The sequence below is a fragment of the uncultured Phyllobacterium sp. genome (assembly GCF_902479695.1).
GTDB lineage: Bacteria > Pseudomonadota > Alphaproteobacteria > Rhizobiales > Rhizobiaceae > Phyllobacterium > Phyllobacterium calauticae.
Genome location: NZ_CABSQF010000028.1, coordinates 1 through 22,639, shown reverse-complemented (window position 1 = coordinate 22,639; position 22,639 = coordinate 1). Strand labels below are relative to the sequence as shown.

The 22,639-nt window shown below is 60.1% G+C and carries 17 protein-coding genes and 1 pseudogene; 10 read left to right on the top strand and 8 right to left on the bottom strand.

Annotation, left to right across the window (positions count from 1 at the left end):
• The 3 genes from RDL77_RS16665 to thrC are packed head-to-tail and all read right to left on the bottom strand — an operon-like array spanning window position 1 to window position 3,309.
• Window positions 1-585 (bottom strand): GNAT family N-acetyltransferase, encoded by a 585-nt coding sequence (locus RDL77_RS16665; protein WP_223611526.1) that lies wholly within the window; start codon window positions 583-585, stop codon window positions 1-3.
• Between the two features lie 20 nt (window positions 586-605).
• Window positions 606-1,901, bottom strand: coding sequence for a pitrilysin family protein (locus tag RDL77_RS16660; RefSeq protein WP_223611525.1), 1,296 nt, complete (start codon window positions 1,899-1,901; stop codon window positions 606-608).
• 10 nt (window positions 1,902-1,911) lie between these two features.
• Window positions 1,912-3,309, bottom strand: coding sequence for a threonine synthase (gene thrC, locus RDL77_RS16655; protein ID WP_288193814.1), 1,398 nt, complete (start codon window positions 3,307-3,309; stop codon window positions 1,912-1,914).
• Window positions 3,310-3,436: 127 nt separating this feature from the next.
• On the opposite strand from thrC, the gene RDL77_RS16650 reads away from it, so the two are divergent.
• Window positions 3,437-4,030 carry a hypothetical protein gene (locus tag RDL77_RS16650; RefSeq protein ID WP_288193813.1) on the top strand — a complete coding sequence of 198 codons (594 nt, stop codon included), beginning with the start codon at window positions 3,437-3,439 and terminating at the stop codon, window positions 4,028-4,030.
• A 236-nt stretch (window positions 4,031-4,266) separates the two neighbouring features.
• Here the strand turns inward: RDL77_RS16650 and RDL77_RS16645 are convergent, their stop codons facing one another.
• On the bottom strand, window positions 4,267-4,953 hold the full coding sequence (locus RDL77_RS16645; RefSeq protein ID WP_223611522.1) for an HAD family phosphatase: 687 nt from the start codon (window positions 4,951-4,953) through the stop codon (window positions 4,267-4,269).
• Window positions 4,954-5,166: 213 nt separating this feature from the next.
• Between RDL77_RS16645 and RDL77_RS16640 the strand changes: the two genes are divergently transcribed.
• Window positions 5,167-6,300, top strand: coding sequence for a site-specific DNA-methyltransferase (locus tag RDL77_RS16640; RefSeq protein ID WP_288193812.1), 1,134 nt, complete (start codon window positions 5,167-5,169; stop codon window positions 6,298-6,300).
• A gap of 89 nt (window positions 6,301-6,389) precedes the next feature.
• Here the strand turns inward: RDL77_RS16640 and RDL77_RS16635 are convergent, their stop codons facing one another.
• Window positions 6,390-7,001, bottom strand: coding sequence for an HAD family phosphatase (locus RDL77_RS16635; protein ID WP_223611520.1), 612 nt, complete (start codon window positions 6,999-7,001; stop codon window positions 6,390-6,392).
• A complete protein-coding gene (gene mutY / locus RDL77_RS16630) occupies window positions 6,998-8,077 on the bottom strand; it encodes an A/G-specific adenine glycosylase (protein WP_288193811.1) in 1,080 nt (359 codons plus the stop codon). The genes RDL77_RS16635 and mutY overlap by 4 nt, the downstream gene beginning before the upstream one ends.
• An 87-nt stretch (window positions 8,078-8,164) precedes the next feature.
• Here mutY and RDL77_RS16625 point away from each other — a divergent pair, with 87 nt between their 5' ends.
• The 7 genes and pseudogenes from RDL77_RS16625 (at window position 8,165) to RDL77_RS16595 (ending at window position 19,088) form a co-directional block, all read left to right on the top strand.
• The gene (locus RDL77_RS16625; protein ID WP_288193810.1) at window positions 8,165-9,475 is read left to right on the top strand and encodes an O-antigen ligase; all 1,311 of its coding nucleotides are present in this window, start codon (window positions 8,165-8,167) and stop codon (window positions 9,473-9,475) included.
• Between the two features lie 36 nt (window positions 9,476-9,511).
• A complete protein-coding gene (locus RDL77_RS16620) occupies window positions 9,512-10,486 on the top strand; it encodes an SDR family NAD(P)-dependent oxidoreductase (protein WP_223611517.1) in 975 nt (324 codons plus the stop codon).
• Window positions 10,487-10,519: 33 nt separating this feature from the next.
• On the top strand, window positions 10,520-11,020 hold the full coding sequence (locus tag RDL77_RS16615; RefSeq protein ID WP_223611516.1) for a DUF721 domain-containing protein: 501 nt from the start codon (window positions 10,520-10,522) through the stop codon (window positions 11,018-11,020).
• A gap of 136 nt (window positions 11,021-11,156) precedes the next feature.
• Window positions 11,157-11,870 carry a DsbA family protein gene (locus RDL77_RS16610; protein WP_223611515.1) on the top strand — a complete coding sequence of 238 codons (714 nt, stop codon included), beginning with the start codon at window positions 11,157-11,159 and terminating at the stop codon, window positions 11,868-11,870.
• A 72-nt stretch (window positions 11,871-11,942) separates the two neighbouring features.
• A pseudogene (gene smc, locus RDL77_RS16605) lies at window positions 11,943-15,408 on the top strand (chromosome segregation protein SMC).
• A 174-nt stretch (window positions 15,409-15,582) separates the two neighbouring features.
• On the top strand, window positions 15,583-18,246 hold the full coding sequence (gene ppdK, locus RDL77_RS16600; protein WP_223611513.1) for a pyruvate, phosphate dikinase: 2,664 nt from the start codon (window positions 15,583-15,585) through the stop codon (window positions 18,244-18,246).
• An 89-nt stretch (window positions 18,247-18,335) separates the two neighbouring features.
• Complete coding sequence (locus RDL77_RS16595) at window positions 18,336-19,088, top strand: polysaccharide deacetylase family protein (RefSeq protein ID WP_374042736.1); 753 nt, start codon at window positions 18,336-18,338, stop codon at window positions 19,086-19,088.
• Window positions 19,089-19,139: 51 nt separating this feature from the next.
• Here RDL77_RS16595 and RDL77_RS16590 read toward each other — a convergent pair whose 3' ends face one another.
• Window positions 19,140-20,348, bottom strand: coding sequence for an MFS transporter (locus RDL77_RS16590; protein ID WP_288193809.1), 1,209 nt, complete (start codon window positions 20,346-20,348; stop codon window positions 19,140-19,142).
• Window positions 20,349-20,523: 175 nt separating this feature from the next.
• On the opposite strand from RDL77_RS16590, the gene RDL77_RS16585 reads away from it, so the two are divergent.
• On the top strand, window positions 20,524-21,423 hold the full coding sequence (locus RDL77_RS16585; RefSeq protein ID WP_223611511.1) for a LysR family transcriptional regulator: 900 nt from the start codon (window positions 20,524-20,526) through the stop codon (window positions 21,421-21,423).
• Here RDL77_RS16585 and RDL77_RS16580 read toward each other — a convergent pair.
• On the bottom strand, window positions 21,413-22,519 hold the full coding sequence (locus tag RDL77_RS16580) for a calcium:proton antiporter (RefSeq protein ID WP_374042737.1): 1,107 nt from the start codon (window positions 22,517-22,519) through the stop codon (window positions 21,413-21,415). The two genes, RDL77_RS16585 and RDL77_RS16580, sit on opposite strands and share 11 nt — an antisense overlap.
• Window positions 22,520-22,639 lie beyond the last annotated feature (120 nt).

The following is a 22,639-nucleotide window of genomic DNA, read 5'->3' as shown; positions in this document are numbered from 1 at the left end:
TTATTTGGCGCGCACATCGTCTTCTATGAGCGAGAAGAGAAGATGGTCTTGCCACGTACCATTTATTTTCAGGTAGGAGCGTAGCAGTCCTTCCCTTTGAAATCCGGCTTTTTCGAGAAGGCGGATCGATCTTTCATTGCTTGGAATACAGGCGGCTTCCAGCCGGTGCAACCGGACTTTGGTAAAAGCATGGGATATCAGCAGGCGCAGCGCTTCGCTCATATAGCCCTGACCGGCATAGGGCGCGCCCATCCAGTAACCAATCATGCCGTTTTGGCCGACACCCCGCCGGATGTTGCCAAGCGTGATGCCGCCGAGAAGGCGGGAATCTGAATTGTGGAAAAGAAAGAAGGGATGCGCCGTTCCCGCCGCGGCCTCGTCATCATAGTGCCGAATCCGGTGGCGGAATGCGCTGCGTTCCAGATCGTCATCGGCCCACAGCGGTTCCCATGGCGCAAGGAAATCCCGGCTCAGTGCGCGCAAATTTGCCCAGGCCCGATAATCGGAAACCTGTGGGGGGCGCAGATAAAGCCGTTCGCCCTGCAGCAAGGGCGAAGCGCTTTTCAGGAAGGGCAGGGCGATCATGGCGTTTTGCCGTTGACGCTCTAGACCGCTATTTTTCGTGGGCTCGGCGTTGCCGTTGCCAGCCCATGTCGAATATCAGGGAACTTCATCAAGGGGGCGATTGGACCAACGGCAGCCAAAGTCGGCGATGCGTCGATGAACAGCCGCCCGGCAAGATCGGTCAGGCGTTCCGTGGTGATCTTGGACAGACGCTCCACCAGTTCCTCGGTGGAAACCGCATGGCCGTAGAGCAGCATCTGGCGGGCAATCTGTCCGGCCCGGCTTGCCGCGCTCTCATGCGACATCAGCAGGCTGGCACGGTACTGCGCCCGCGCGCGGTTCAATTCGTCCTGCCCGATGTTGCGGGCCGCTTCGTGCAGTTCGTTGATGATGACGGGGACGAGCTTCTTCAGGTGACTGCGTCCGGTCGCGGCATGGATGCCGAAAACGCCGGTGTCGGAGAAACCCCAATGGAAGGCATAGACCGAATAGCACAGCCCGCGCTTTTCCCGCACTTCCTGAAACAGCCGCGAGGACATGCCGCCGCCAAGAATCATGGCAAGGAGCTGCGAGGCATAGAAATCGCGCACGTGATAGGCGCGGCCCTCGAAGCCGAGAACGACCTGCGCATCCATCAGGTCGCGCTGCTCGCGGAAGTCTCCGCCGACATAATGGGCGACATCGGGTTGCGGCGCCGTCGTCTTTGCCCGGAAAGAGCCAAGGCGGCTTTCCACTTCCCGGACGAAGTCGTCGTGCTTGACACCGCCGGCAGCGACAACAACCATGCGCTCGGCGCTGTACTGGTCATCCATATAGCGGCGCAGATCGGCCGATGAAAAGGACTGGACGGTCTCCGGCGTGCCGAGAATGGTGCGCCCGATCGTCTGATTGCGGAAGGCGGTTTCGGTGAAGCGGTCGAAGACCACATCGTCGGGCGTGTCATGCGCCGCGCCGATCTCCTGCATGATCACGTTTTTCTCGCGTTCCAGCTCTTCCGCGTCAAATTTGGAGCTGTTGAGAATGTCGGCGAGAATATCGATGGCCAGCGGCATGTCATCGCGCAGGACGCGGGCATAGAAGGATGTTGTTTCAACACTGGTGGCGGCGTTGATCTCGCCGCCCACATCCTCGATATCGGCGGCTATTTTCCAGGCGGAGCGATTTTCCGTTCCCTTGAAGGCCATATGTTCCAGAAGATGGGCAATACCGTGCTGATTGCTCGCCTCGTTACGTGATCCTGCCTTGACCCAGATGCCAAGGGCTACACTCTCCACATGCGGCATTGTCTCTGTCGCAATCGTCAGACCGTTGGAGAGGCGACTGATTTCAACGCCCATTCAATGCTCCTTACCTTGCCGCTCTTGAACGTCGGCTGACATACTCTTCCACATTTCTAAGGTCATTGGGAAGTACCGTATACTGTTCTTTTCGCTGCATGAGGTCGCCGAGCCAGAGCGGAAGCGCCGGATGAACGCCGCTTGCGGCTTCCACCGCATCGGGAAATTTGGCCGGATGCGCCGTCGCGAGAACAATGCTGGGTACGCCGGCGCCGACTTTTTCGCGTGCGACCTTCAGGCCGATGGCCGAATGCGGATCGAGCAGGTAGCCCGATTGTGCCAGAATATCCTTGATCACAAGGGCGGTATCCGCCGTGTTTGAGCGTCCCGCATCGAATTCGCTTCGGATTTTCGCAAGCGGCGCGTCGGCAATGATAAAGCTGCCGGACTGCTTCAGGCCGTCCATCAAACGGCGAACAGCTGCGGCATCGCGGCCATGCGCCTCGAACAGCAGGCGTTCGAAATTCGACGAAACCTGAATGTCCATGGACGGCGAGGTGGTGTGGAAGACGCCGCGTGTTTCATATTTTCCCGTCTCGATTGTCCGGGTCAAAATATCGTTATCGTTGGTTGCGATGACCAGCCGGTCGATGGGAAGCCCCATGCGCTTGGCGACATAGCCGGCAAAAATATCGCCGAAATTGCCGGTCGGGACCGTGAAGGAAACCGGCCGGTCCGGACTGCCGAGGGCAACCGCCGCGGTGAAGTAATAAACGATCTGCGGCATGATGCGCGCCCAGTTGATCGAGTTGACGCCCGACAACGAAAGGGAGTCACGGAAGCTCAGGTCGTTGAACATGCCTTTGACCAGCGACTGGCAGTCATCGAAATTGCCTTCGATGGCCAGGGCATGCACGTTGGACGCCGCCGATGTCGTCATCTGCCGCTGCTGCACCGGCGAGACGCGGTTGTGCGGGAACAGGATGAAGATATCCGTGCGGTCACGGTTGGCGAAGGCTTCGATGGCCGCGCCGCCCGTATCGCCTGATGTGGCGCCGACAATGGTCGCGCGCTGGTCGCGTTTGGCAAGGATGTAGTCCATCAGCCGGGCGAGCAGCTGCATGGCGACATCCTTGAATGCAAGGGTGGGGCCATGGAAAAGCTCAAGGACGAATTCATTGTGCCCGGTCTGGATCAGCGGGCAGACCGCCTTGTGGCGGAAGGTTGCATAGGCTTCGTGCACCATGCGCTCGAAATCCGCCTGATCGATATCGCCGGCGATGAACGGGGTGAGGACGCGGATTGCCACCTCTTCGTAGCTTTTGCCGCGCAAGGCGCGAATCTCTTCAGGGGAAAACTGTGGAAACTCCTGAGGCAGATAAAGGCCGCCATCGCGCGCCAGACCAGCCAGAAGGGCATCGGAAAAGCCCAAAACCGGCGCTTCTCCGCGAGTGCTTGCATATTTCATATCATTCGCCTTTTGTACCGCGCTTGCGAGCCAGCCAACTCCTGTGGCAGAAAGCTGGAAAGCACCGTCGCATTCTTACCTCACCGTTGGTATAGAACAGGTCCGTTCGTCAAGGAAAGTTCAGTTCATGAAGTCAGAAACACATAAATCTCTGCCCTTCTATCAACTTTGCGGCATGATTTTCGCTGTGGGTCTTGCGGGATGCTCCACCAGCGGTGCCAAGGATGCATCGAAGGATCCGGCCGTACAGGAAGCGCAGGCGCGTATCACCGCAACGGAACTGACCGCCTATTGCCCGCCGGTGACGATCCGTGAGGGAACAGCCATCTTCAACAATTACGGCAAGGCGCCAAAGGCACCGGAAAACCTGATCTATCAGGCATCGATCGCCGACGAGACGCGCTCCTGCCAGCGCAACGGCGGTACGCTCGGGATGAATGTCGCCATTTCCGGCAAGGTCGTTCCCGGCCCGAAATTCAGCCCCGGCACGCTGACCATGCCGATCCGCGTTGCTGTCATGCAGGGATCGAATGTGCTGTATTCCAAGCTCTACCGGCAGCCGATTTCGGCGACCGATACCTCGGCCGCATCGCAGTTCATTTTCAACGATCCCAATGTCAGCTTCCCGACGCCGACGGCGAAGGACATTCAGGTCTTCATCGGATTTGACGAAGGCCCGGATGATTCCCAGGCAAAGACCAAGACGAAAAAGAAGAAGTAAAAACAAGGCTGGCGCAGCCGGCTTTATGAAAGAGGCACCGCTTTGGCGGTGCCTTTTGTTTTGTTTGAATGGCAGAAATGTGTGGTGCGTGGTTCGACAAGCTCACCATGAGGGAGAGTGAGCATTGCAGGGAAGTTATATTCTGCAACCTTTGCGATTGGCATTGCAGCCAAACCACTTCCCTCATGGTGAGCTTGTCGAACCACGCACCTCAGTTTTTGCCGGATCAGCTGATCCTAGACGGCTTCGGACCAGACGGCCATGGCCTCGATAACGGCGGGGAGGTCGCGGTGGCGGCTGATGACGGTTTCAGCGCCAGCATCGGTCAGCTTGTCCGCGTGGCCCGGATAGGTATGGGCGCCGCCGGTAAAGCCGATAACGCGCATGCCCGCGGTCACAGCCGCATGCACGCCGTGAGCGGAGTCTTCGATCACGATGCAGCGGGCAGGATCGACGTTGAAATGCTTGGCGGCGTAGATATAGACATCCGGCGCCGGCTTTGATTTCCGGGTTCCCACTTCGCGCGCCGAGAAAATGTTGGGAGCGAAGAGCTCGTAGAGCGAGCTTTGCTCCAGCATCATCTTCAGCGAAGCGCTGGTCGAGTTCGAGGCAATGCATTTGGGGTATTTGAGCGCGGCGACGACCGGTTCGATACCCTCGATGACATTCAGTTCATGGCGCAGCTTGTGGTCCATCTGACGGGCGGATTCCTCGATCAGCGACGCGGAAATCGGGACGCCCGATTCTTTCTCCACTTGAATGAGGATGTCGGTCCAGGTCAGTCCGGCAAAGCGCTCGGCAATGGCCTCGGCCTCAATCGGATAGCCCGACTCCGTCAACAGTTTCGATTCGACTTCGGCGGCCAATATCTCTGAATCGACGAGCACGCCATCGCAGTCGAAAATAATCAGCTGGGGTTCCATTACGTCATACCTGTTCGTGAAAAATGGCTGCATCGTGCAGCTTTGGGTCAAGTCTGGGGGATTGCCGGCATCGACTACACTCTTATTGGCGATGCGTCAAAGAAAAGCGCATTGTTTTCATTCACGGATATCTGTCGGCCTTAACGCGATGTTTACCCTGCTCGGTAACCATAAGGTCAGTTCAGTAACGCGTCTCCAGTAATCGAGTATCCCATGTCCGTTGTTCGTCTCGTCAATGACCTGCCCCAGGCTGCGCCGCAATCCTCCTGGCTCGACACGATCCTCAAAGGCGACTGTGTTGCCGCCCTCAATCGTCTGCCCGATCATTCGATCGATGTCATCTTTGCCGATCCGCCCTACAATCTGCAGCTTGACGGCGATCTGCATCGCCCGGACCAGTCAAAGGTCGATGCGGTTGATGATCATTGGGACCAGTTCGACAGTTTCCAGGCCTATGATGCCTTCACCCGCGCCTGGCTGCTTGCCTGCCGCCGCGTTTTGAAGCCGAATGGCACCATCTGGGTCATCGGCTCCTATCACAATATCTTCCGCGTTGGCGCCACCATGCAGGATCTCGGATTCTGGATGCTCAACGACATCATCTGGCGCAAGAACAACCCCATGCCGAATTTCCGTGGCCGCCGCTTCCAGAACGCGCATGAAACCATGATCTGGGCGTCGCGCGACCAGAAGGGCAAGGGCTACACCTTCAACTATGAAGCGATGAAGGCTGCCAATGACGATTTGCAGATGCGGTCCGACTGGCTGTTTCCCATTTGCACCGGTGCGGAGCGTCTGAAAGATGAGAATGGCGACAAGATCCACCCGACACAGAAGCCGGAAGCCCTCCTGGCCCGTATTCTCATGGCTTCGTCCAAACCCGGCGACATCATTCTCGATCCATTCTTCGGGTCGGGAACAACAGGCGCGGTCGCCAAACGTCTGGGCCGCCATTTTGTCGGCGTTGAACGGGAACAGAAATACATCGACGCGGCGATGAGCCGGATTGCCTCGGTCGAGGAGTTGGGCGGCGCCGAACTCAAGGTGATGACCGGCAAGCGGGCCGAACCGCGTGTTGCCTTCGGCAGCATCGTCGAAGCAGGGCTCTTGAAGCCTGGCGTCGTCTTGAGCGATATTCGCCAGCGGCATGCGGCCATCGTGCGCGCTGACGGAACCGTTGCCAGCAATGGCGACGCGGGTTCGATCCACCGTATGGGCGCCAAGGTGCAGGGTTTTGATGCCTGCAACGGCTGGACGTTCTGGCATTATGAGGAAGACGGCAAGCTCAAGCCGATCGATGATTTGCGCAAGCAGGTCCGCGACGGAATGGTTTCCGCCGGCGTTTAAATCCCAATCCGATCGGACGAGACCTCCAGTACCGCTCTGATCCCGGAACGCCCAAGGTACACCTTGGGCGTTTCGTTGTGTGCAGCGGATCAGACGCGGATGCCGAGGCGGTTGAGGTCAGCGCGCAGCGTTTGCGGATCGATGAACTGCACCGACTGCCATCCGGCAGCCTGCGCCCCGGCGACATTCTTGGCGCTGTCATCGATGAAAAGCGTGGCGGCGGGTTCCACGCCGAATGTTGCGACGTGATGGTCATAGATCGCCTTGTCAGGCTTGATCAGGCCGATATCGCCGGAGATGGTTACGCCGCGGCTTTCCGTCAGGAAGGGGAAACGCTGCCAGGCTTCGCGCAGCGTATCGGAGGCGAAATTCGTCAGCATCGTCACATCGTGCCCGTCGGCGATCAGCTGGCGCATGATGATGACGCTGTCATCGATGCTATGGGTGATCATCTGGTGCCAGTTCTGCCGGAAGGCGCGGATCTGGTGTTCGCGGTCGGGAAAATCGGCGATCAGCAGCGCTTCGGCATCGGCCCATTTGCGGCCGCGGTCCTGTTCGATGTTCCAGGCGTGGGTGCAGACATTGTCGAAGAACCATTTGCGCTCGGCGGCATCCGGGATGACACTGCGGAAAGCAACATCGGGATCATAGTGAATAAGAACCTGGCCGATGTCGAAAACGATGTGTTTGACGGGTGTCATGCCTCTTTCCTTCTTTTCTCGAAAGCATCCGGTATTGCGGCAGCAATGGCTTTTTTCATCACTGTCGGCAATGCCTCATTGTCCAGATTCTCCACGCTGATCCACCAGCCATCCGTGCCGGCCGGCTTGCGCACGTTCCGGGCCGCGTAGATCGTCAGGCGCAGCTCAAAATGCGTGAAAATATGGGTTATTGTGCCGCTGGGCACCCATTCGGCACCAAAGGGAGCCGCATCGATACCCGTTTCGCCATCGATTCGGGAGGTCCACTCCGTCGTCGGCACCTCGGTCATGCCGCCAAGCAATCCCGTTTGAGCCCGCCCGCGCAGATAGACTTCACCATTGGTGGAAACGGCGATGAACGCCGCGCCAAGGCGAACGGGTTTGTCCTTTTTGGGTGCCTTCACCGGGAAAAACTCCGGGTCCGTGGTTTTCAGTGCCTCGCAATTGTCGTTGAGGGGGCAGATCACGCAGGCCGGCCGCTTGGGCGTGCAGATGGTTGCGCCGAGGTCCATCATCGCCTGCGCAAAATCACCCGGCCGTTTGTCGGGGGTCAGCAACTGCATCAGCCGCCGGATTTCGGGCTTGGCCGCGGGCAGGGGCGTCGACAGGGCATAGAGGCGCGTGATGACACGCTCGACATTGCCGTCGACAACGGCAATCGGCATGCCGAAGGCAATGGATGCGATGGCCGCTGCCGTATAATCGCCGATTCCCGGCAATGATTTGAGCCCGGCAAGATCGGCGGGAAAATGCCCCCCGAAGTCCGCTGCCACGATATCGGCGCACTTTTTCAGGTTGCGCGCGCGGGAATAATAGCCGAGCCCGGCCCAGGCGCGCATCACGTCATCCTGGCTGGCGGCAGCCAGGTCCATGACCGTTGGCCACTTGCGTATGAAGGTCAGGAAATAGGGTTTTACCGCCTCGACCGTCGTCTGCTGAAGCATGATTTCCGACAGCCAGATGCGGTAGGGATTAGCTACAATTCCGGACTTGTGATCCCCCGGCGTTATGCGCCAGGGTAAAATGCGATGATGGCTATCATACCAGGCGAGCAGTTCATTCGTTATTGGTTGCATCAATTCAAAACTGCTTTACAGGGAAGTGAAGTGACATTTCTCATGAAACGGTTGCGAAAGTAAATTCAAGAACATTCGGATTCATAAATGTTCCCAGCTCAGTTGACCAACGCCCTGCTGCTGCCCACAAAAGGGCGTCTCGTCGGTATTGATCGCAACAATCGCATCTTCACTTTCCTGTTTGCACTTTTCCCCGGCTTGCTGGTCAGCGGAACCTCGGTAACGCTGGTCTGCGCTTTCCTCTGGGCGATAATTTCCCTGGTCCTGCGACGCTTTCCCTGGCAGATGACGCGCCAGGACCGCATCATCGCCCGGATTTTTACCGCCTATGTCCTGGTGACGGTTCTCGTCGTACTTCTCAGCCCGAATCTGGCGAAGGGTGCTGAATATCTCTTGAAGATGATCCCGTTCCTGGCGGTCTGGGCCATTCTCCCCAGGCTGAGGGTGAGTCTCGACGGGCGTATCGGTCCATTCTTCGTGACCGGCGCCGGCATCGGAATGATCGGCGCCCTGATTTACAGCGTGGTGCAGATGCTCCTGCATGAGAGCCGCGCCACCGGCGGTGCGGGCAATGCTGCGGTATTCGGGCTTTTCGCCGTGCTGTTCGGCAGCATCGCCCTGCTCAACGTCCACTCACAAAGCAAAACTGAACGGCTGATTGCGGTTGCAGGCTTCACCTGCGGGCTGGTCTGCGTATTCCTTTCCGGCACCCGGTCGGCCTGGCTGGTCATCCCGTTTCACTGCGCCATTCTGTTCTGGTACCTGCGCGGCCAGACGCTGCCCTCGATCAATCGAACCGTTAAGTTATTGATGGCGCTCCTGCTCGTGGTCGTGGCTGTTGCGGCAATCCCGAAGATCATGGATCGCTACAGCGCATTGCAGACGGATATCGTGCAACTGGACGAAGATCCCAACAATATCAGCTCGCTGAGTGCCCGGCTCCTGTTGTGGAGCGGCGCTGAAAAGGCGTTTCTCGCGTCTCCGCTTATCGGACAGGGCCCGCAAAACCGCATGCAGTCGGTCAACAGGGCTTTGGATCTGCCTCCCGAGAAATACATGCTGTTCACGCATGTCCATAACGGCTTTTTGAATGCGGCAGTCGATGGCGGGGTGCTGGGGGTTCTGGCGCTGCTTCTGCTGCTGTCGGCACCCATTGTCGCCGCGCGCCTGAAAGAACCCGGACCTGGGCGGGATTTGACGACGGCGCTTTCCTTGCTGCTCGTGACGGCTTATGTGATCACGGGAATGTTTGGCATCATGTTCGGGCACGACGCGACCGATGCGGTCTTCATCTACGTGACGCTGCTCATTTGCACGATTTCCGGTCCGACACCCTATCTGTCGGTGCGGGAAATCGCGGACCGCGCCGAACAAGACAAAGCCGCACTAGCGGCATGATGCGGCATGATAATGGGTTGGGGATAAAGTTCTGACATGAAAGCGATTGTTACCGGAGCGGCAGGCTTTATCGGCTTTCACGTGGCAAGGCGGCTCGCCAGGGAAGGCTTTGAGGTCATCGCCATCGATAATCTCAATGATTATTATCAGGTGGCCCTCAAGGAGACCCGCCTGTCGGCGCTCGACGGCCAGTCCAATATCCGTTTTGCCCGCGCCAATATTGCCAGACCCGAGGAATTGCGTGCCGCGATTGCCGGCGACATGGACGCGGATGTCATCGTGCATCTGGCGGCTCAGGCGGGTGTGCGCTACTCCGTGGAAAATCCGGCAGCCTATGTCGATGCCAATGTTCAGGGACAGGTGACTGTGTTTGAACAGGCCCGCGTGATGCCGAAGCAGCCACCGGTCGTCTATGCAAGCTCGTCATCGGTTTATGGCGCCAACACCAAGGTGCCGTTTTCCGAGAGCGATCCGGTCAACAATCCGGTTTCCGTCTATGCGGCGACGAAACGCTCCGCTGAACTGCTGGCCTACTCCTATTCGCACGTCCACAAGATCGCTTCGACGGGCCTGCGGTTCTTCACGGTTTATGGCCCCTATGGCCGTCCTGACATGGCGCCATGGCTGTTCACCGATGCGATTTCAAAGGGCGAGCCGATCAAAGTGTACAATCACGGCAAGATGGCGCGCGATTTCACCTTCATCGATGATATCGTCAGCGGCGTGCTTGGTGCGGTGAACCGCATCCTGTCCAATCCTGCGGAAACTGCACCGGTCTACAATCTCGGCAACAACAATCCGGTGGCCCTGCTGCGCTTTATCGAAATCATCGAGCAGGCTGTGGGACGCGAAGCCGTCAAAAAGTTCGAGCCAATGCCGCCGGCGGATGTCGAGCGCACCTATGCCGATATCGGCCTTGCCACGCGTGATCTCGGCTTCTGCCCGAAGACGACGCTGGAGGAGGGTATTCCCCTGTTTGTCGAATGGTTTCGCGGCTATAATGGCCGCTGACGCTTCCATTCCACACACGGGGCAACCGATACAATGAGCGATGACCGCAAGCAAAGGGGATTCCGGCCATTGGCCGATCCCGCATCGGGCGTGCTCGATCCTGTCCTGCGCAAGCGCGCCGGGATCACGATAGAGCTTGTTCAGGCTTGGGAAGAAGTGGTTGGCCCCGCTCTTGGTGACCAGTCCCGCCCGTTGAAACTGTTGTGGCCACGCCGTGCGCATGAGGATGATCCGTTCCAGCCGGCGACACTGGTGATTGCCTGCCAGGGGTTTACCGCCATGCGCATCCAGCACGAGACCGGTGAAATCATCAGCCGGGTCAATGCCTTTCTCGGATTTGCCGCGGTCGGCCGCATCAAGATCGAGCAGAAGGCGATCACGCTGCCCGCGCCGAAGCGGCGTGCATTGCCGCCCGTCGACGCGGCAACCAGGGGAAAGATCAGTCGCGTCGTCGAAGCCATCGAGGACGATAGCCTGCGCGAGGCGCTGGAACGGCTCGGGCAAAGCATCCACGCGGAAAAGATCAAGCGCTGAAACAGTTCTGCCTGATTTTATCCCGTTCAGATCACGAAAAATTCAAAGACAGATGGCAAGCTCTGCCTTAAAGAGACTGCCTTAGGGCTCTACGGAGTCAACAACGCATAATCAACACCGGAGACAGGTGATCCTTATGACTGACATGCTGACACGCCGAAACATTCTGACCCTCGCGGCCGTATCGACGGCGGCGCTCGCTGTGACAGCGGGCAACCCGGCATGGTCAGAAGATGCGGCCAAGCCCGCCGCGACACCGGTGCCCGGTACGCCCGCCGACGTCAAGATCCCGGAATCCGCCGGGAAGGTCGATCAGGCCAAGCTGATGGAGCAGGGTCCTCTCAAGGATATCGTGCTGGGCAAGGCCGACGCCCCGGTCACCATCGTCGAATACGCGTCGATGACCTGCCCGCATTGCGCGCACTTCACCGTTGCCACGCTGCCGACGATCAAGGAAAAGTACATCGACACGGGCAAGGCCAAGCTCATCCTGCGTGAATTCCCGTTCGATCCGCGCGCTGCCGCTGCCTTCATGCTCGCCCGCTGCGCCCCGGAAGACCGCTACTATCCGCTTGTCGATGTCCTGTTCAAACAGCAGGAACAGTGGGCCGCATCGGCAAATGCAGTAGAACCTTTGATGCAAATCTCCAAATTGGCCGGTTTTACACAGGAGTCGTTCAACGCTTGCTTGACGAACCAAAAACTTCTGGATGATGTGAATGCATCGCGTGACCGCGGAGCCAAGGATTTCGGCGTCAATGCTACGCCGACCTTCTTCATCAACGGCACGAAATATGCAGGAGCCCTATCGGTTGACGAAATGTCAGCGATTATCGACGGTCTACTCTGATAGCTGCCTGTTGAATTCAGGCGGACGCCTTGTCGCGTCCGCCCTTGCGGTTTTGTGCGGGAAGGGCCTCTGATGCGCTTCACGAAACTCCGCCTCCTCGGTTTCAAATCCTTCGTCGAACCCGCCGAATTCGTCATTGAAAGCGGATTGACCGGCGTTGTCGGCCCCAATGGCTGCGGCAAATCCAATCTCGTGGAAGCCCTGCGCTGGGTCATGGGCGAAAGCTCCTACAAGAACATGCGCGCATCCGGCATGGATGACGTCATTTTCTCCGGCTCCGGCACGCGCCCGTCGCGCAACACAGCCGAAGTCACCCTGTTTCTCGACAATCATGATCGCAGTGCCCCGGCAAGCTTCAACGATGCCGATGAACTACAGGTGTCGCGCCGCATCGAGCGCGAGGCAGGGTCGGTCTACCGCATCAACGGCAAGGATGCCCGCGCCAAGGACGTGCAGCTGCTGTTTGCGGACCAGTCGACCGGTGCCCGGTCGCCATCCATGGTCGGTCAGGGCCGCATTGGCGAGCTCATTCAGGCCAAGCCGCAGGCCCGCCGGGCACTTCTCGAAGAAGCTGCCGGCATATCCGGCCTGCACACCCGTCGCCACGAAGCGGAACTGCGCCTGCGGGCAGCGGAACAAAATCTGGAGCGGCTGGAAGACGTCGTCGGCGAGCTGGAAACCCAGATCGAGAGCCTGAAACGGCAATCGCGTCAGGCCAATCGCTTCAAGAGATCGCTTCGGAACGGCGGATAACCGCCGTTCCGAAGCGATCCTCCTGCATCTGAAGTGGGCCGTCGCCAAAAATCAGGAGGCCGAGGCGCAATCGGCTTTGTCTGCCGCGACATCAGGCGTTGGCGATTTCGCCCAGGTCCAGATGAACGCGGCGAAGGAACAGGCGATCGGCGCGCACAAGCTGCCGGATCTGCGTGAGGCGGAAACCAAGGCTGCCGCGGCCCTGCAGCGCCTGACCATCGCCCGTTCGCAGATCGAGGAAGAGGCCCAGCGTATCCGTGCCCGCCAGTCGGAGCTGGAAAAGCGTCTGGCCCAGCTCACCGCTGATATTGCCCGCGAAGAGCAGATGGTGCGCGACAATGCCGATATTCTGGCGCGTCTCGATGCGGAAGAGCGTTCGCTCAATCAGGACAACGCCAATGCGGGCGAACATGAACTGGCAACCCGCGCCGATTTTGAGCGGGCCGATGCCAAGCTCCGGGAAAGCGAAGCGGCCCTTGCCAAGGTAACGGCTGAACGCGCCGAAGCCACCGCCGAACGGGCACAGATCGAGCGCAATTTGCGCGAAAGCACCGAGCGTCGTGACCGCCTTGCCCGCCAGATGGGCGATGTGGAACGCGATCTCTCCGCCATCACGGCGCAGATCAGCACTCTTGCCGATCCTATCGAGAAGCAGGCGCTGGTTGAAGCAACCGAGGCAACGCTGGAACAGGCCGAGGATGCCGCCCTGGCGGCGGAAGCGGCCGTCGAGACGGCGCGCCGCACGGAAGCGCAGTTGCGCCAGCCGGTGCAGGACGCCCGCAGCAATCTCAACCGGATCGAGACTGAAGCCCGCACCTTGGCCAAGATGATCAATGTCGGCGGGTCGGACCTGTTTCCCGCCGTTGTTGAAGCGGTAAAGGTGGAAAAGGGATTTGAGGTCGCGCTTGGCGCCGCGCTCGGTGAAGATCTCGATGCGCCGCTGGATCGCAGCGCTCCGGTTTTCTGGGGTGATGTGGACGGTGCCGGTGATGATCCCGCACTGCCGTCCGGGCTGAAAACCCTTGCCAGTGTGGTCAAGGCGCCGCGCCAGCTGGCCCGCCGTCTTGCCCAGATCGGCATTGTCGATGAAGCGGACGGCGCGCGCATACAGGCATCGCTGAAGCCGGGTCAGCGTCTGGTCAGCCGTTCCGGTGCGCTGTGGCGCTGGGATGGCTATACGGCAAGCGCCGATGCCCCGACACCGGCGGCCCAGCGTCTGGCCCAGAAAAACCGCCTCGCCGAACTTGATATCGAAGTTGTCGAAGCGACGAAGCGCCTGCGCGAGGCGGAAGCAGCTATCGCTGCGGCCGAAGCTGCTGTGCGGCAATCGGTCGAGAACGAGCGTATGGCCCGTGATCACTGGCGGGCCATGCAACGCGCCGTCAGCGATGCGCGCGAGGCGCTTGCATCAGCCGAACGGGCTGCAGGCCAGCTTTCCAGCCGCCGCGCGGCCTTGGATGAGGGCAAGGCCCGCCTCGCCGAAACGCTTGAAGAAACACAGGAACAGTTCCTTGAGGCCGAAGACCGGCTGGCCCGCGCGCCGGATCTGGAAGAAGTCAATATCCGCCTCACCCAACTGACCGCCGAAGTCATGACCGACCGGGCGGCGCTCGCCGAGACACGCGCCGTGCATGAGGGCTTGCGCCGCGAGGCCGAGAACCGCATGCGGCGCCTGGAGTCCATCGGGTTTGAACGGAGGAGCTGGAACGACCGCGCGCTGAATGCCGACCGCCAGATCGAATCCCTGACCGAACGGCGACAGGAAGCGGAAGAAGAATTTGCCGATCTGGTCGATGCGCCCGATGAAATTGCCGAGCGCAACCGGGCGCTGCTGTCGCAGCTCTCGCAAGCGGAAGCGTTGCGCAAGGAGGCCGGTGATCGTCTGGCCGTGGCGGAAGCGCGTCAGCAGGAATTGGACCGCGCTGCCACCGATGCCATTCAGGCGCTGGCGACGGCGCGTGAAGGCCGGGCACGGTCGGAAGAGCGCCTTGCAGCTGCGCAGGAACGCCGCCATGACGCCGAAACACGCATTGCCGAAGCTCTCCATTGCGCGCCGCATGAAGCAATGAAGCTGACAGGCCTTGGCCCCAACGATCCCTTGCCGGATGTCGATGCGACGGACCGTAATCTGGAACGGCTCAAGATCGAGCGCGAGCGCCTCGGTGCCGTCAACCTGCGGGCCGAGGAAGAGCAGGAAGAATTGTCGGCGCGGCTCGAGGCGATTGTCAGCGAGCGCGAAGACATCATCGAGGCGGTCAAGAAGCTGCGCCAGGCGATCCAGAGCCTCAATCGCGAGGGGCGCGAACGGCTGCTCGCGGCGTTCGAAGTGGTGAATGCGCAGTTCCAGCGCCTGTTCACACATCTGTTCGGCGGCGGCACGGCGGAACTGCAATTGATTGAATCGGAAGACCCGCTGGAAGCCGGTCTGGAAATTCTTGCCCGCCCGCCCGGCAAGAAGCCGCAGACCATGACATTGCTGTCCGGCGGCGAGCAGGCCCTGACCGCAATGGCGCTGATCTTTGCGGTGTTCCTGACCAACCCGGCGCCGATCTGCGTGCTGGACGAGGTGGACGCGCCGCTCGATGACCACAATGTCGAGCGCTTCTGCAACCTGATGGACGAAATGGCTGCATCAACGGAAACGCGTTTTGTCGTCATTACCCACAATCCGATCACCATGGCGCGCATGAACCGCCTCTTCGGCGTCACCATGGCCGAACAGGGCGTCAGCCAGCTGGTGTCGGTCGATCTCCAGACCGCCGAGCAGCTGCGCGAGGCGAGCTGATACCAGACTGCTTCAAGCTTGAAATGACGAAGGATTTCAAAGATTAACGCGGATTTACTCTGCTAATCGATTTGAATGGTGCAATGCAGCATTTTTTGGTGGTGCTTCACGAACCTATCGAATAGACCTTCTTCAGCGCTTTGCGGCGCGTGGACGGCGGCATGGGAGGCTGCAATGGTGAAGTGGGTTTACACATTCGGTGACGGCAAGGCGGAAGGCTCTGCCGGCGATCGCAACCTTCTGGGCGGCAAGGGGGCCAATCTGGCCGAGATGTGCGCGCTCGGGCTGCCGGTCCCGCCCGGATTTACCATCACCTCCGAGGTCTGCAGCTGGTTCTATGAGAATGGCCATCGTTATCCCGATGCGCTCGAAGCCGACGTCAAGAAGGCGCTTGGCCATATCGCTGCGGTGACGGGCCGCGATTTCGGCGACCCGTCCAAGCCGCTGCTGGTGTCCGTGCGTTCCGGCTCCCGCGCTTCCATGCCGGGCATGATGGACACCGTGCTCAATCTCGGCCTCAATGATCAGACCGTGGAAGCCATCGCCCGCGAATCCGGCGATCCGCGCTTTGCCTATGACAGCTACCGCCGTTTCATCCAGATGTATTCCGACGTGGTCATGGGGCTCGACCATTCGGTCTTTGAGGAAATCCTCGAGGATACCAAGGCCAATCTCGGTGTCGAGATCGATACGGCGCTCTCGGCCGACGACTGGAAGGGCATCATCGACCTTTACAAGGCCAAGATCGAGGAAGAGCTGGAAGAGCCATTCCCGCAGGACCCGGAAAAGCAGCTTTGGGGTGCGATCGGCGCTGTTTTCTCCAGCTGGATGAACACGCGCGCCATCACCTATCGCCGCCTGCACAACATTCCGGAAAGCTGGGGCACGGCTGTCAATATCCAGGCCATGGTGTTCGGCAATATGGGCGAGCGTTCGGCAACGGGCGTTGCCTTCACGCGCAATCCGTCGACCGGTGAAAAGAAGCTCTATGGCGAGTTTCTCGTCAATGCCCAGGGCGAAGACGTGGTTGCGGGCATCAGGACGCCGCAGAACATCACGGAAGACGCGCGCATTGCCGCAGGTTCCGACAAGCCGTCGCTGGAAAAGCTGATGCCGGCGGCCTTTGCCGAATTCTGCGCCGTGTCGGATCGTCTGGAAAAGCATTACACTGATATGCAGGATCTCGAATTCACCATCGAGGACGGCAAGCTGTGGATGCTGCAGACGCGGTCCGGCAAACGCACCGCCAAGGCTGCCCTGAAAATCGCCGTCGAAATGGCGAATGAAGGGCTGATCACACGGGAAGAAGCGGTTCTGCGCATTGATCCGGCTTCGCTCGATCAGCTGCTGCATCCCACGATCGATCCTTCGGCCAAGCGCAATGTCATCGGCAGCGGGCTTCCGGCATCGCCGGGCGCGGCAACGGGCGAGATCGTGTTCTCGTCGGAAGATGCCGAACAGCTGAAGTCGGAAGGCCGCAAGGCCATCCTTGTGCGCATCGAAACTAGCCCGGAAGACATTCACGGCATGCACGCCGCTGAGGCCATCCTGACCACCCGCGGCGGCATGACCAGCCACGCGGCCGTGGTGGCGCGCGGCATGGGCAAGCCCTGCGTCTCCGGTGCGGGTTCCCTGCGCGTCGATTACCGCAATGAAACCCTGCTGGCCGCCGGGGTGCTTTTGAAGAAGGGCGACATCATCACCATTGATGGCGGTATCGGCCAGGTGCTCAAGGGCGCCGTTCCCATGCTGCAGCCGGAGTTCTCCGGCGATTTCGCCAAGATCATGGAATGGGCCGACACGACGCGCCGCATGAAGGTGCGCGCCAATGCCGAAACGCCGAATGATGCACGCATGGCGCGCTCGTTCGGGGCCGAGGGCATCGGTCTTTGCCGCACCGAGCATATGTTCTTTGACGGCGAGCGCATCATCGCCATGCGCGAAATGATCCTGGCCGACAGCGAGAAGGGCCGCCGCGCCGCGCTCGACAAGCTGTTGCCGATGCAGCGCGCCGATTTCAAGGAGCTGTTCGAAATCATGAACGGCCTTCCCGTGACGATCCGGTTGCTTGACCCGCCGCTGCACGAATTCCTGCCGAAGACGGAAGAGGAAATCGCGGAAGTTGCTGCTGTCATGAATGTCAGCCCGGAGAAGCTGCGCGAGCGCACCGACAGCCTGCATGAATTCAACCCGATGCTCGGTCATCGCGGCTGCCGCCTCGCCATTTCCTATCCGGAAATTGCCGAAATGCAGGTGCGGGCGATTTTCGAAGCCGCCGTGCAGGCGGCGGAAGTCACAGGCGCTCCGGTCGAGCCGGAAATCATGGTGCCGCTGGTTGGCCTGCGTGCCGAACTTGATTTCGTCAAGGCCCGCATCGATGCGGTCGCCGCCGACGTGATGAAGGAAGCGGATATCAGGATCAACTACCTCGTCGGCACGATGATCGAACTGCCGCGCGCTGCGGTACGCGCGCATTCGATTGCCGAGGTGGCGGAATTCTTCTCCTTCGGCACCAACGATCTGACGCAGACAACCTTCGGTATTTCGCGCGACGATGCATCCGCCTTCCTGATGACCTATCAGATGAAGGGTATTATCCAGCAGGACCCGTTCGTCTCCATCGATGTGGACGGCGTCGGTGAACTGGTGCGCATTGCCGTGGAAAAGGGCAAGGCAACCCGCCCGGACATCAAGCTTGGCATCTGCGGTGAACACGGCGGCGATCCGGCTTCCATTCACTTCTGCGAAGAAACCGGCCTTGACTATGTCTCCTGTTCGCCGTTCCGCGTGCCGATCGCGCGCCTGGCGGCGGCACAGGCCTCGGCCAAGCAAAAATAGCGCCTTGGCCCTGTTGGCAGGGCCGGTGCCGCATTTTGGACGTGATCTGCGCGTGTATCTGCGGGCAATTCTCAAGATTGGTAAACACCGTGCGCTCAGCTTCCGCCATCATCGCTGCTCTTCTTCTCGTCACGCCTGCGGGGATCGCAACCGCCGGGGATCATCCGGCGCCATTCGTCGAGCCGAAGCTTTATATTGCCAAGGGCGGCGCCGCGGCGCCGCAGGTGGCGCTGACGCTGGATGCCTGTTCGGGGCAGACGGACCTGCGCATTCTCAACACGCTGGTTGAAAACCGCATCCCGGCAACGATCTTCGTCACCGCCCGCTGGATGCGGCACAACGCCGAGGCGCTTGCGGTCATGAAGGCGCATCCCGATTTGTTCGAACTGGAAAATCACGGTTTCAACCATATCCCGGCCATCGACAACCAGCCCACCATGTTCGGGTTGAAGACCGCAGGCTCGGAAGCGGCCATCCGCAGTGAAATCCAGGGCGGTGTCGATGCCATGCTGAAGGCCTCCGTCGCCAAGCCGGTCTGGTATCGCGATGCGACCGCCCGCTACAGCGAAAACGGTATCCGCATTATCCATGAGATGGGCTACCGGGTGGCCGGTTATTCGCTCAATGCCGATATGGGTGCCTCGCTGATGGCCGGACTGGTGGAAAAGCGTATTGCCGCTGCCAAGGATGGCGATGTCATCATTGCCCATATCAACCAGCCGGGCCGGGTGGCCGGTGCCGGTGTTGCCAAAGGTGTTTTGGCCCTGCAGCAAAAGGGTTTTCGCTTCGTGCGCCTGCAGGACGTGACGGTTTCCGCCCAGCCGGTGCGCTCCGGGGTCTGATCAAACCGGCAGCGAAATACCGCCGCCGGTTTTGATTTCTCACAATCGCATTTATGCCGCTGTTACTGCAGCCGGAAAGCCGTGGCTTCGTGCCCGGACGGCGGCGATGAAGGCCAGGGCAAGCAGTAGCAGAAGCACCCATGAGAACGAGGTGACGCCGGTTGTTTCCAGGAGGAAGCCGCCGATGATGCCGCCGCCGGCAATGCCGATGTTCCAGACGGTAACGATCATCGATTGCGCGACATCCGCCGCATCGCCCGCGGTTTTGGCCGATGCGGTCTGGAACAGGGTTGGCACGCCGCCATAGGTCACACCCCAGATGGCGAAGCTGAGATAGACCATCGTGCTGTTGGCGGACCAGATGGCAAGGAGCACGGCCGCCACGGCAAAGGCCGCGATGCAGATCAGCGTCAGTTCACGCAGCCAGCGGTCGATCATCAGGCCGATCATCCAGGTGCCGAGAATGGCGGACAGGCCAAAGACGAACAGCACCTTGTCGATGCTTCCGGCGAGCCCGGCGGGAACCAGAAACGGCGCGATGTAGGTATAGAGCACGTTATGGGCCACCACATAGGTCAGCGTGACAAACAGCACGGCCTTGACGCCCGGAATGGCGAAGACACCGGAGATCGGCAATTGCCTGCCCGCTTCCTGGCCGGGAAAATCCGGCAATTTCCAGATGGTCCAGCCGACCAGCAGCACCGTCAGCCCGCTCATGATGCCGAACGTGTATTGCCAGCCGACAAACGCGCCCAGAAATGTCCCGGCTGGCACGCCGAGAGACAGCGCGACGGGCGCGCCAAGCATGGCGACTGCCATGGCCTTGCCTTTCATGTGGTCGGGCACCATGCGCCCGGCATAACCGGCAACCAGCGCCCAGAGCAGCCCGGCAAAGACGCCCGCAAAGAACCGGGCGCCGAGCGTGAGCGTGTAGCTGGTGGAAACCGCCGTGATCGTGTTGACGATGGCAAATCCGCCGATGGCGCTGAGCAGCAGTGGCTTGCGCCGCCATCCGCGTGTGGCTGCGGTCAGCGGGATAGCAGCGATGAGGGAGCCGAGAGCGTAGATGGTGACGAGCTGGCCCACCAGCGATTCGGGCACCGCCAGACTGGCGCCCATCTGGGGCAGCAGGCCCGCCGGCAGCGCTTCGGTGAGGACGGTGATGAAACCGGCTGCTGCAAGGGCAAGCAGGCCGCTGAGCGGCAGCCGGAAGGAGGAGGCGGGAGGAGCCTCGTCCAGCGATGTTGTGATCGATGTCATGTCTTTGCCTGGTCAATGAGTAAGGGGTTGGGCAGGCGGAGAGGCGATGCCTTTACAGTGCAAAGCTTCACACCTGCGATGGGAAACCGAACCTAGTCATCTTCGCAAAACGGAAAAACAGGCTATAGTTCCTTTCACAAGCGACATTTTTGTCGGCAATGAAGAGGTGGTGTCGATGGACAATCTGGGCTCGTGGAATGCCTTCGTGCAGGCCGCCGAATACCGCAGTTTCGTTGCCGCCGGCCGCCACCTCGGCGTTTCCCCCTCTGCCATCGGCAAATCCATTGCGCGGCTGGAGGAACGGCTTGGTGCCCGGCTTTTTCACCGCAGCACCCGCAGCATCACGCTGACGCCCGAAGGCTCGCTGTTCCTGGAGCGGTGCCGCCGCATTTTCTGCGAGATCGAGGCGGCCGAACTGGAATTGTCGCAGGCCAATGAGGCGCCGCGCGGCAGGTTGCGTGTCAGCATGCCGATTGCGGACCGGTTGATGATGCCGGTGCTGTCCGCCTTCATGCGCGCCTATCCCGACATCGAGCTGGATATCGATTGCTCCGACCGGCTGGTCGATGTGATCGAGGACGGTTTCGACGCGGTCCTGCGCACCGGCGAGCCGAATGATTCGCGGCTGATGACCCGGGTGCTCGGCTCGTTCCGCAAGCGCCTTGTCGGATCACCGGACTATTTCGCGCGCATGGGAACACCGGAAGTGCCGGAGGACCTGACGCGGCATCATTGCCTGTTTTATCGCTATCCGACCACCGGGAAGCTGCAGCCGTGGCCACTGTCCCGCAATGGCAGGGATGTGGAACTCGACCTGCCCGCGACCCTCATCTGCAACACGTCGGCGCCACAGATCCACATGGCACAGGAGGGGCTTGGCATCGCCTGCCTGCCGGATTTCACCATAATGGACGAGCTGCGGGCGGGAACGCTGGTCAGCGTTCTCGATGATTTCATCCCGTTTTCCGGCACGTTCCGCGTGCTCTGGCCGTCGAGCCGCTATCTCTCGCCCAAGCTGCGGGTGTTCGTCGATTTCGTCGCCGAACACCTCGATCTTGCGCCGGTCAGGGGCTGAAGATCAGCACGAGATAGACGAAGAAGATCATCAGATGCACCGCGCCTTCGAGCACCGTCGTGCGCAGGCCGGAAAAGGTCAGGGTGCTGAGGATCAGCGTCACCGCCAGCAGGGTCATTTCGGTGGATGACAGGCCGAGAATGGCGGTCTGTCCGGTGAACAGGCTGATGGCAAGCACGGCCGGCACGGTCAGGCCGACGGTCGAGGTTGCCGCACCCAGGCACAGGTTGACCGCGCGCTGCAGTTCATTGCCGGAAACGGCGCGAAGCGCGGTGATGGCTTCCGGCGTGAAGACGATGGCGGCGATGAGCAGGCCGCCGAGGGCCGTTGGCGCGCCGAAGCTGGCAATGCCATGGTCGAGCAGCGATGCCAGGCTCTTTGACAGCAACACGATCGGCAGGATGTTCAGGATCAGCAGCAGCGTGTGGCCGCCAATGGACCCGGCGGGCTTCGCTTTGGGCGCTTCAGCTTCTGGCGTCACCTTCAGCGGCACTTCATCTCCCTTGGGATAGACGAAGAAGTCGCGGTGTCGCCCCGTCTGCAGCACGAGGAAAATCACATAGAGGGCAATGGTGAAAATCGAGAAGAACACCGATTGAACCACGGTGAGGGAGCCGTTGCTGGTGGAAACCGTAAAGTTCGGCAGGATCAGCGGGATGACCGTCAGCGGAATGATGACGATGAGATAGGATGCCGCGCCCTGCAGATTGTAGCCCTGCTGGCCGTAACGCAGCCCGCCGATGAGCAGGCCAAGGCCGACCACGCCGTTCAAAACGATCATCAGCACCGCGAACATCGTGTCGCGGCCAAGCGTCGGTGCATCCGAACTCAGCATCACGGCGCTGATCAGCACCACTTCGATGATGACGATGGAGAGGGTGAGAATGAGTGTTCCGAGCGGTTCGCCCAGCAGTTCCGCCAGTTCCTCCGCCTCATGCACGACGCCGAAGGCCGACCAGATGATGACGCCGAACAGCCAGACAAACAGAAACGAAGCTTTCATCACCGAACTCAGATCGGCCATCCAGCCATATCCGAAAACAAGAAAGGCACCCACAGTTGCCCAAGCTACAATCAGTCTGATCCATCCGGATATCATCGGCCCTCCTTCATCGGGTTGAGGTATCATTTCGTCTTGCAGAACTTATACAGGAAATTATGGGCGATTTTTCCGGTTTCCGAAGCTTTATCAAAGATTTCGCTTTGACAACTGTTA

Coding starts and splice junctions, on each gene's coding strand:
- RDL77_RS16665 (WP_223611526.1), bottom strand. CDS start 585: ATGATCGCCCTGCCCTTCCTGAAAAGCGCTTCGCCCTTGCTGCAGGGC.
- RDL77_RS16660 (WP_223611525.1), bottom strand. CDS start 1,901: ATGGGCGTTGAAATCAGTCGCCTCTCCAACGGTCTGACGATTGCGACA.
- thrC (WP_288193814.1), bottom strand. CDS start 3,309: ATGAAATATGCAAGCACTCGCGGAGAAGCGCCGGTTTTGGGCTTTTCC.
- RDL77_RS16650 (WP_288193813.1), top strand. CDS start 3,437: ATGAAGTCAGAAACACATAAATCTCTGCCCTTCTATCAACTTTGCGGC.
- RDL77_RS16645 (WP_223611522.1), bottom strand. CDS start 4,953: ATGGAACCCCAGCTGATTATTTTCGACTGCGATGGCGTGCTCGTCGAT.
- RDL77_RS16640 (WP_288193812.1), top strand. CDS start 5,167: ATGTCCGTTGTTCGTCTCGTCAATGACCTGCCCCAGGCTGCGCCGCAA.
- RDL77_RS16635 (WP_223611520.1), bottom strand. CDS start 7,001: ATGACACCCGTCAAACACATCGTTTTCGACATCGGCCAGGTTCTTATT.
- mutY (WP_288193811.1), bottom strand. CDS start 8,077: ATGCAACCAATAACGAATGAACTGCTCGCCTGGTATGATAGCCATCAT.
- RDL77_RS16625 (WP_288193810.1), top strand. CDS start 8,165: ATGTTCCCAGCTCAGTTGACCAACGCCCTGCTGCTGCCCACAAAAGGG.
- RDL77_RS16620 (WP_223611517.1), top strand. CDS start 9,512: ATGAAAGCGATTGTTACCGGAGCGGCAGGCTTTATCGGCTTTCACGTG.
- RDL77_RS16615 (WP_223611516.1), top strand. CDS start 10,520: ATGAGCGATGACCGCAAGCAAAGGGGATTCCGGCCATTGGCCGATCCC.
- RDL77_RS16610 (WP_223611515.1), top strand. CDS start 11,157: ATGACTGACATGCTGACACGCCGAAACATTCTGACCCTCGCGGCCGTA.
- ppdK (WP_223611513.1), top strand. CDS start 15,583: ATGGTGAAGTGGGTTTACACATTCGGTGACGGCAAGGCGGAAGGCTCT.
- RDL77_RS16590 (WP_288193809.1), bottom strand. CDS start 20,348: ATGACATCGATCACAACATCGCTGGACGAGGCTCCTCCCGCCTCCTCC.
- RDL77_RS16585 (WP_223611511.1), top strand. CDS start 20,524: ATGGACAATCTGGGCTCGTGGAATGCCTTCGTGCAGGCCGCCGAATAC.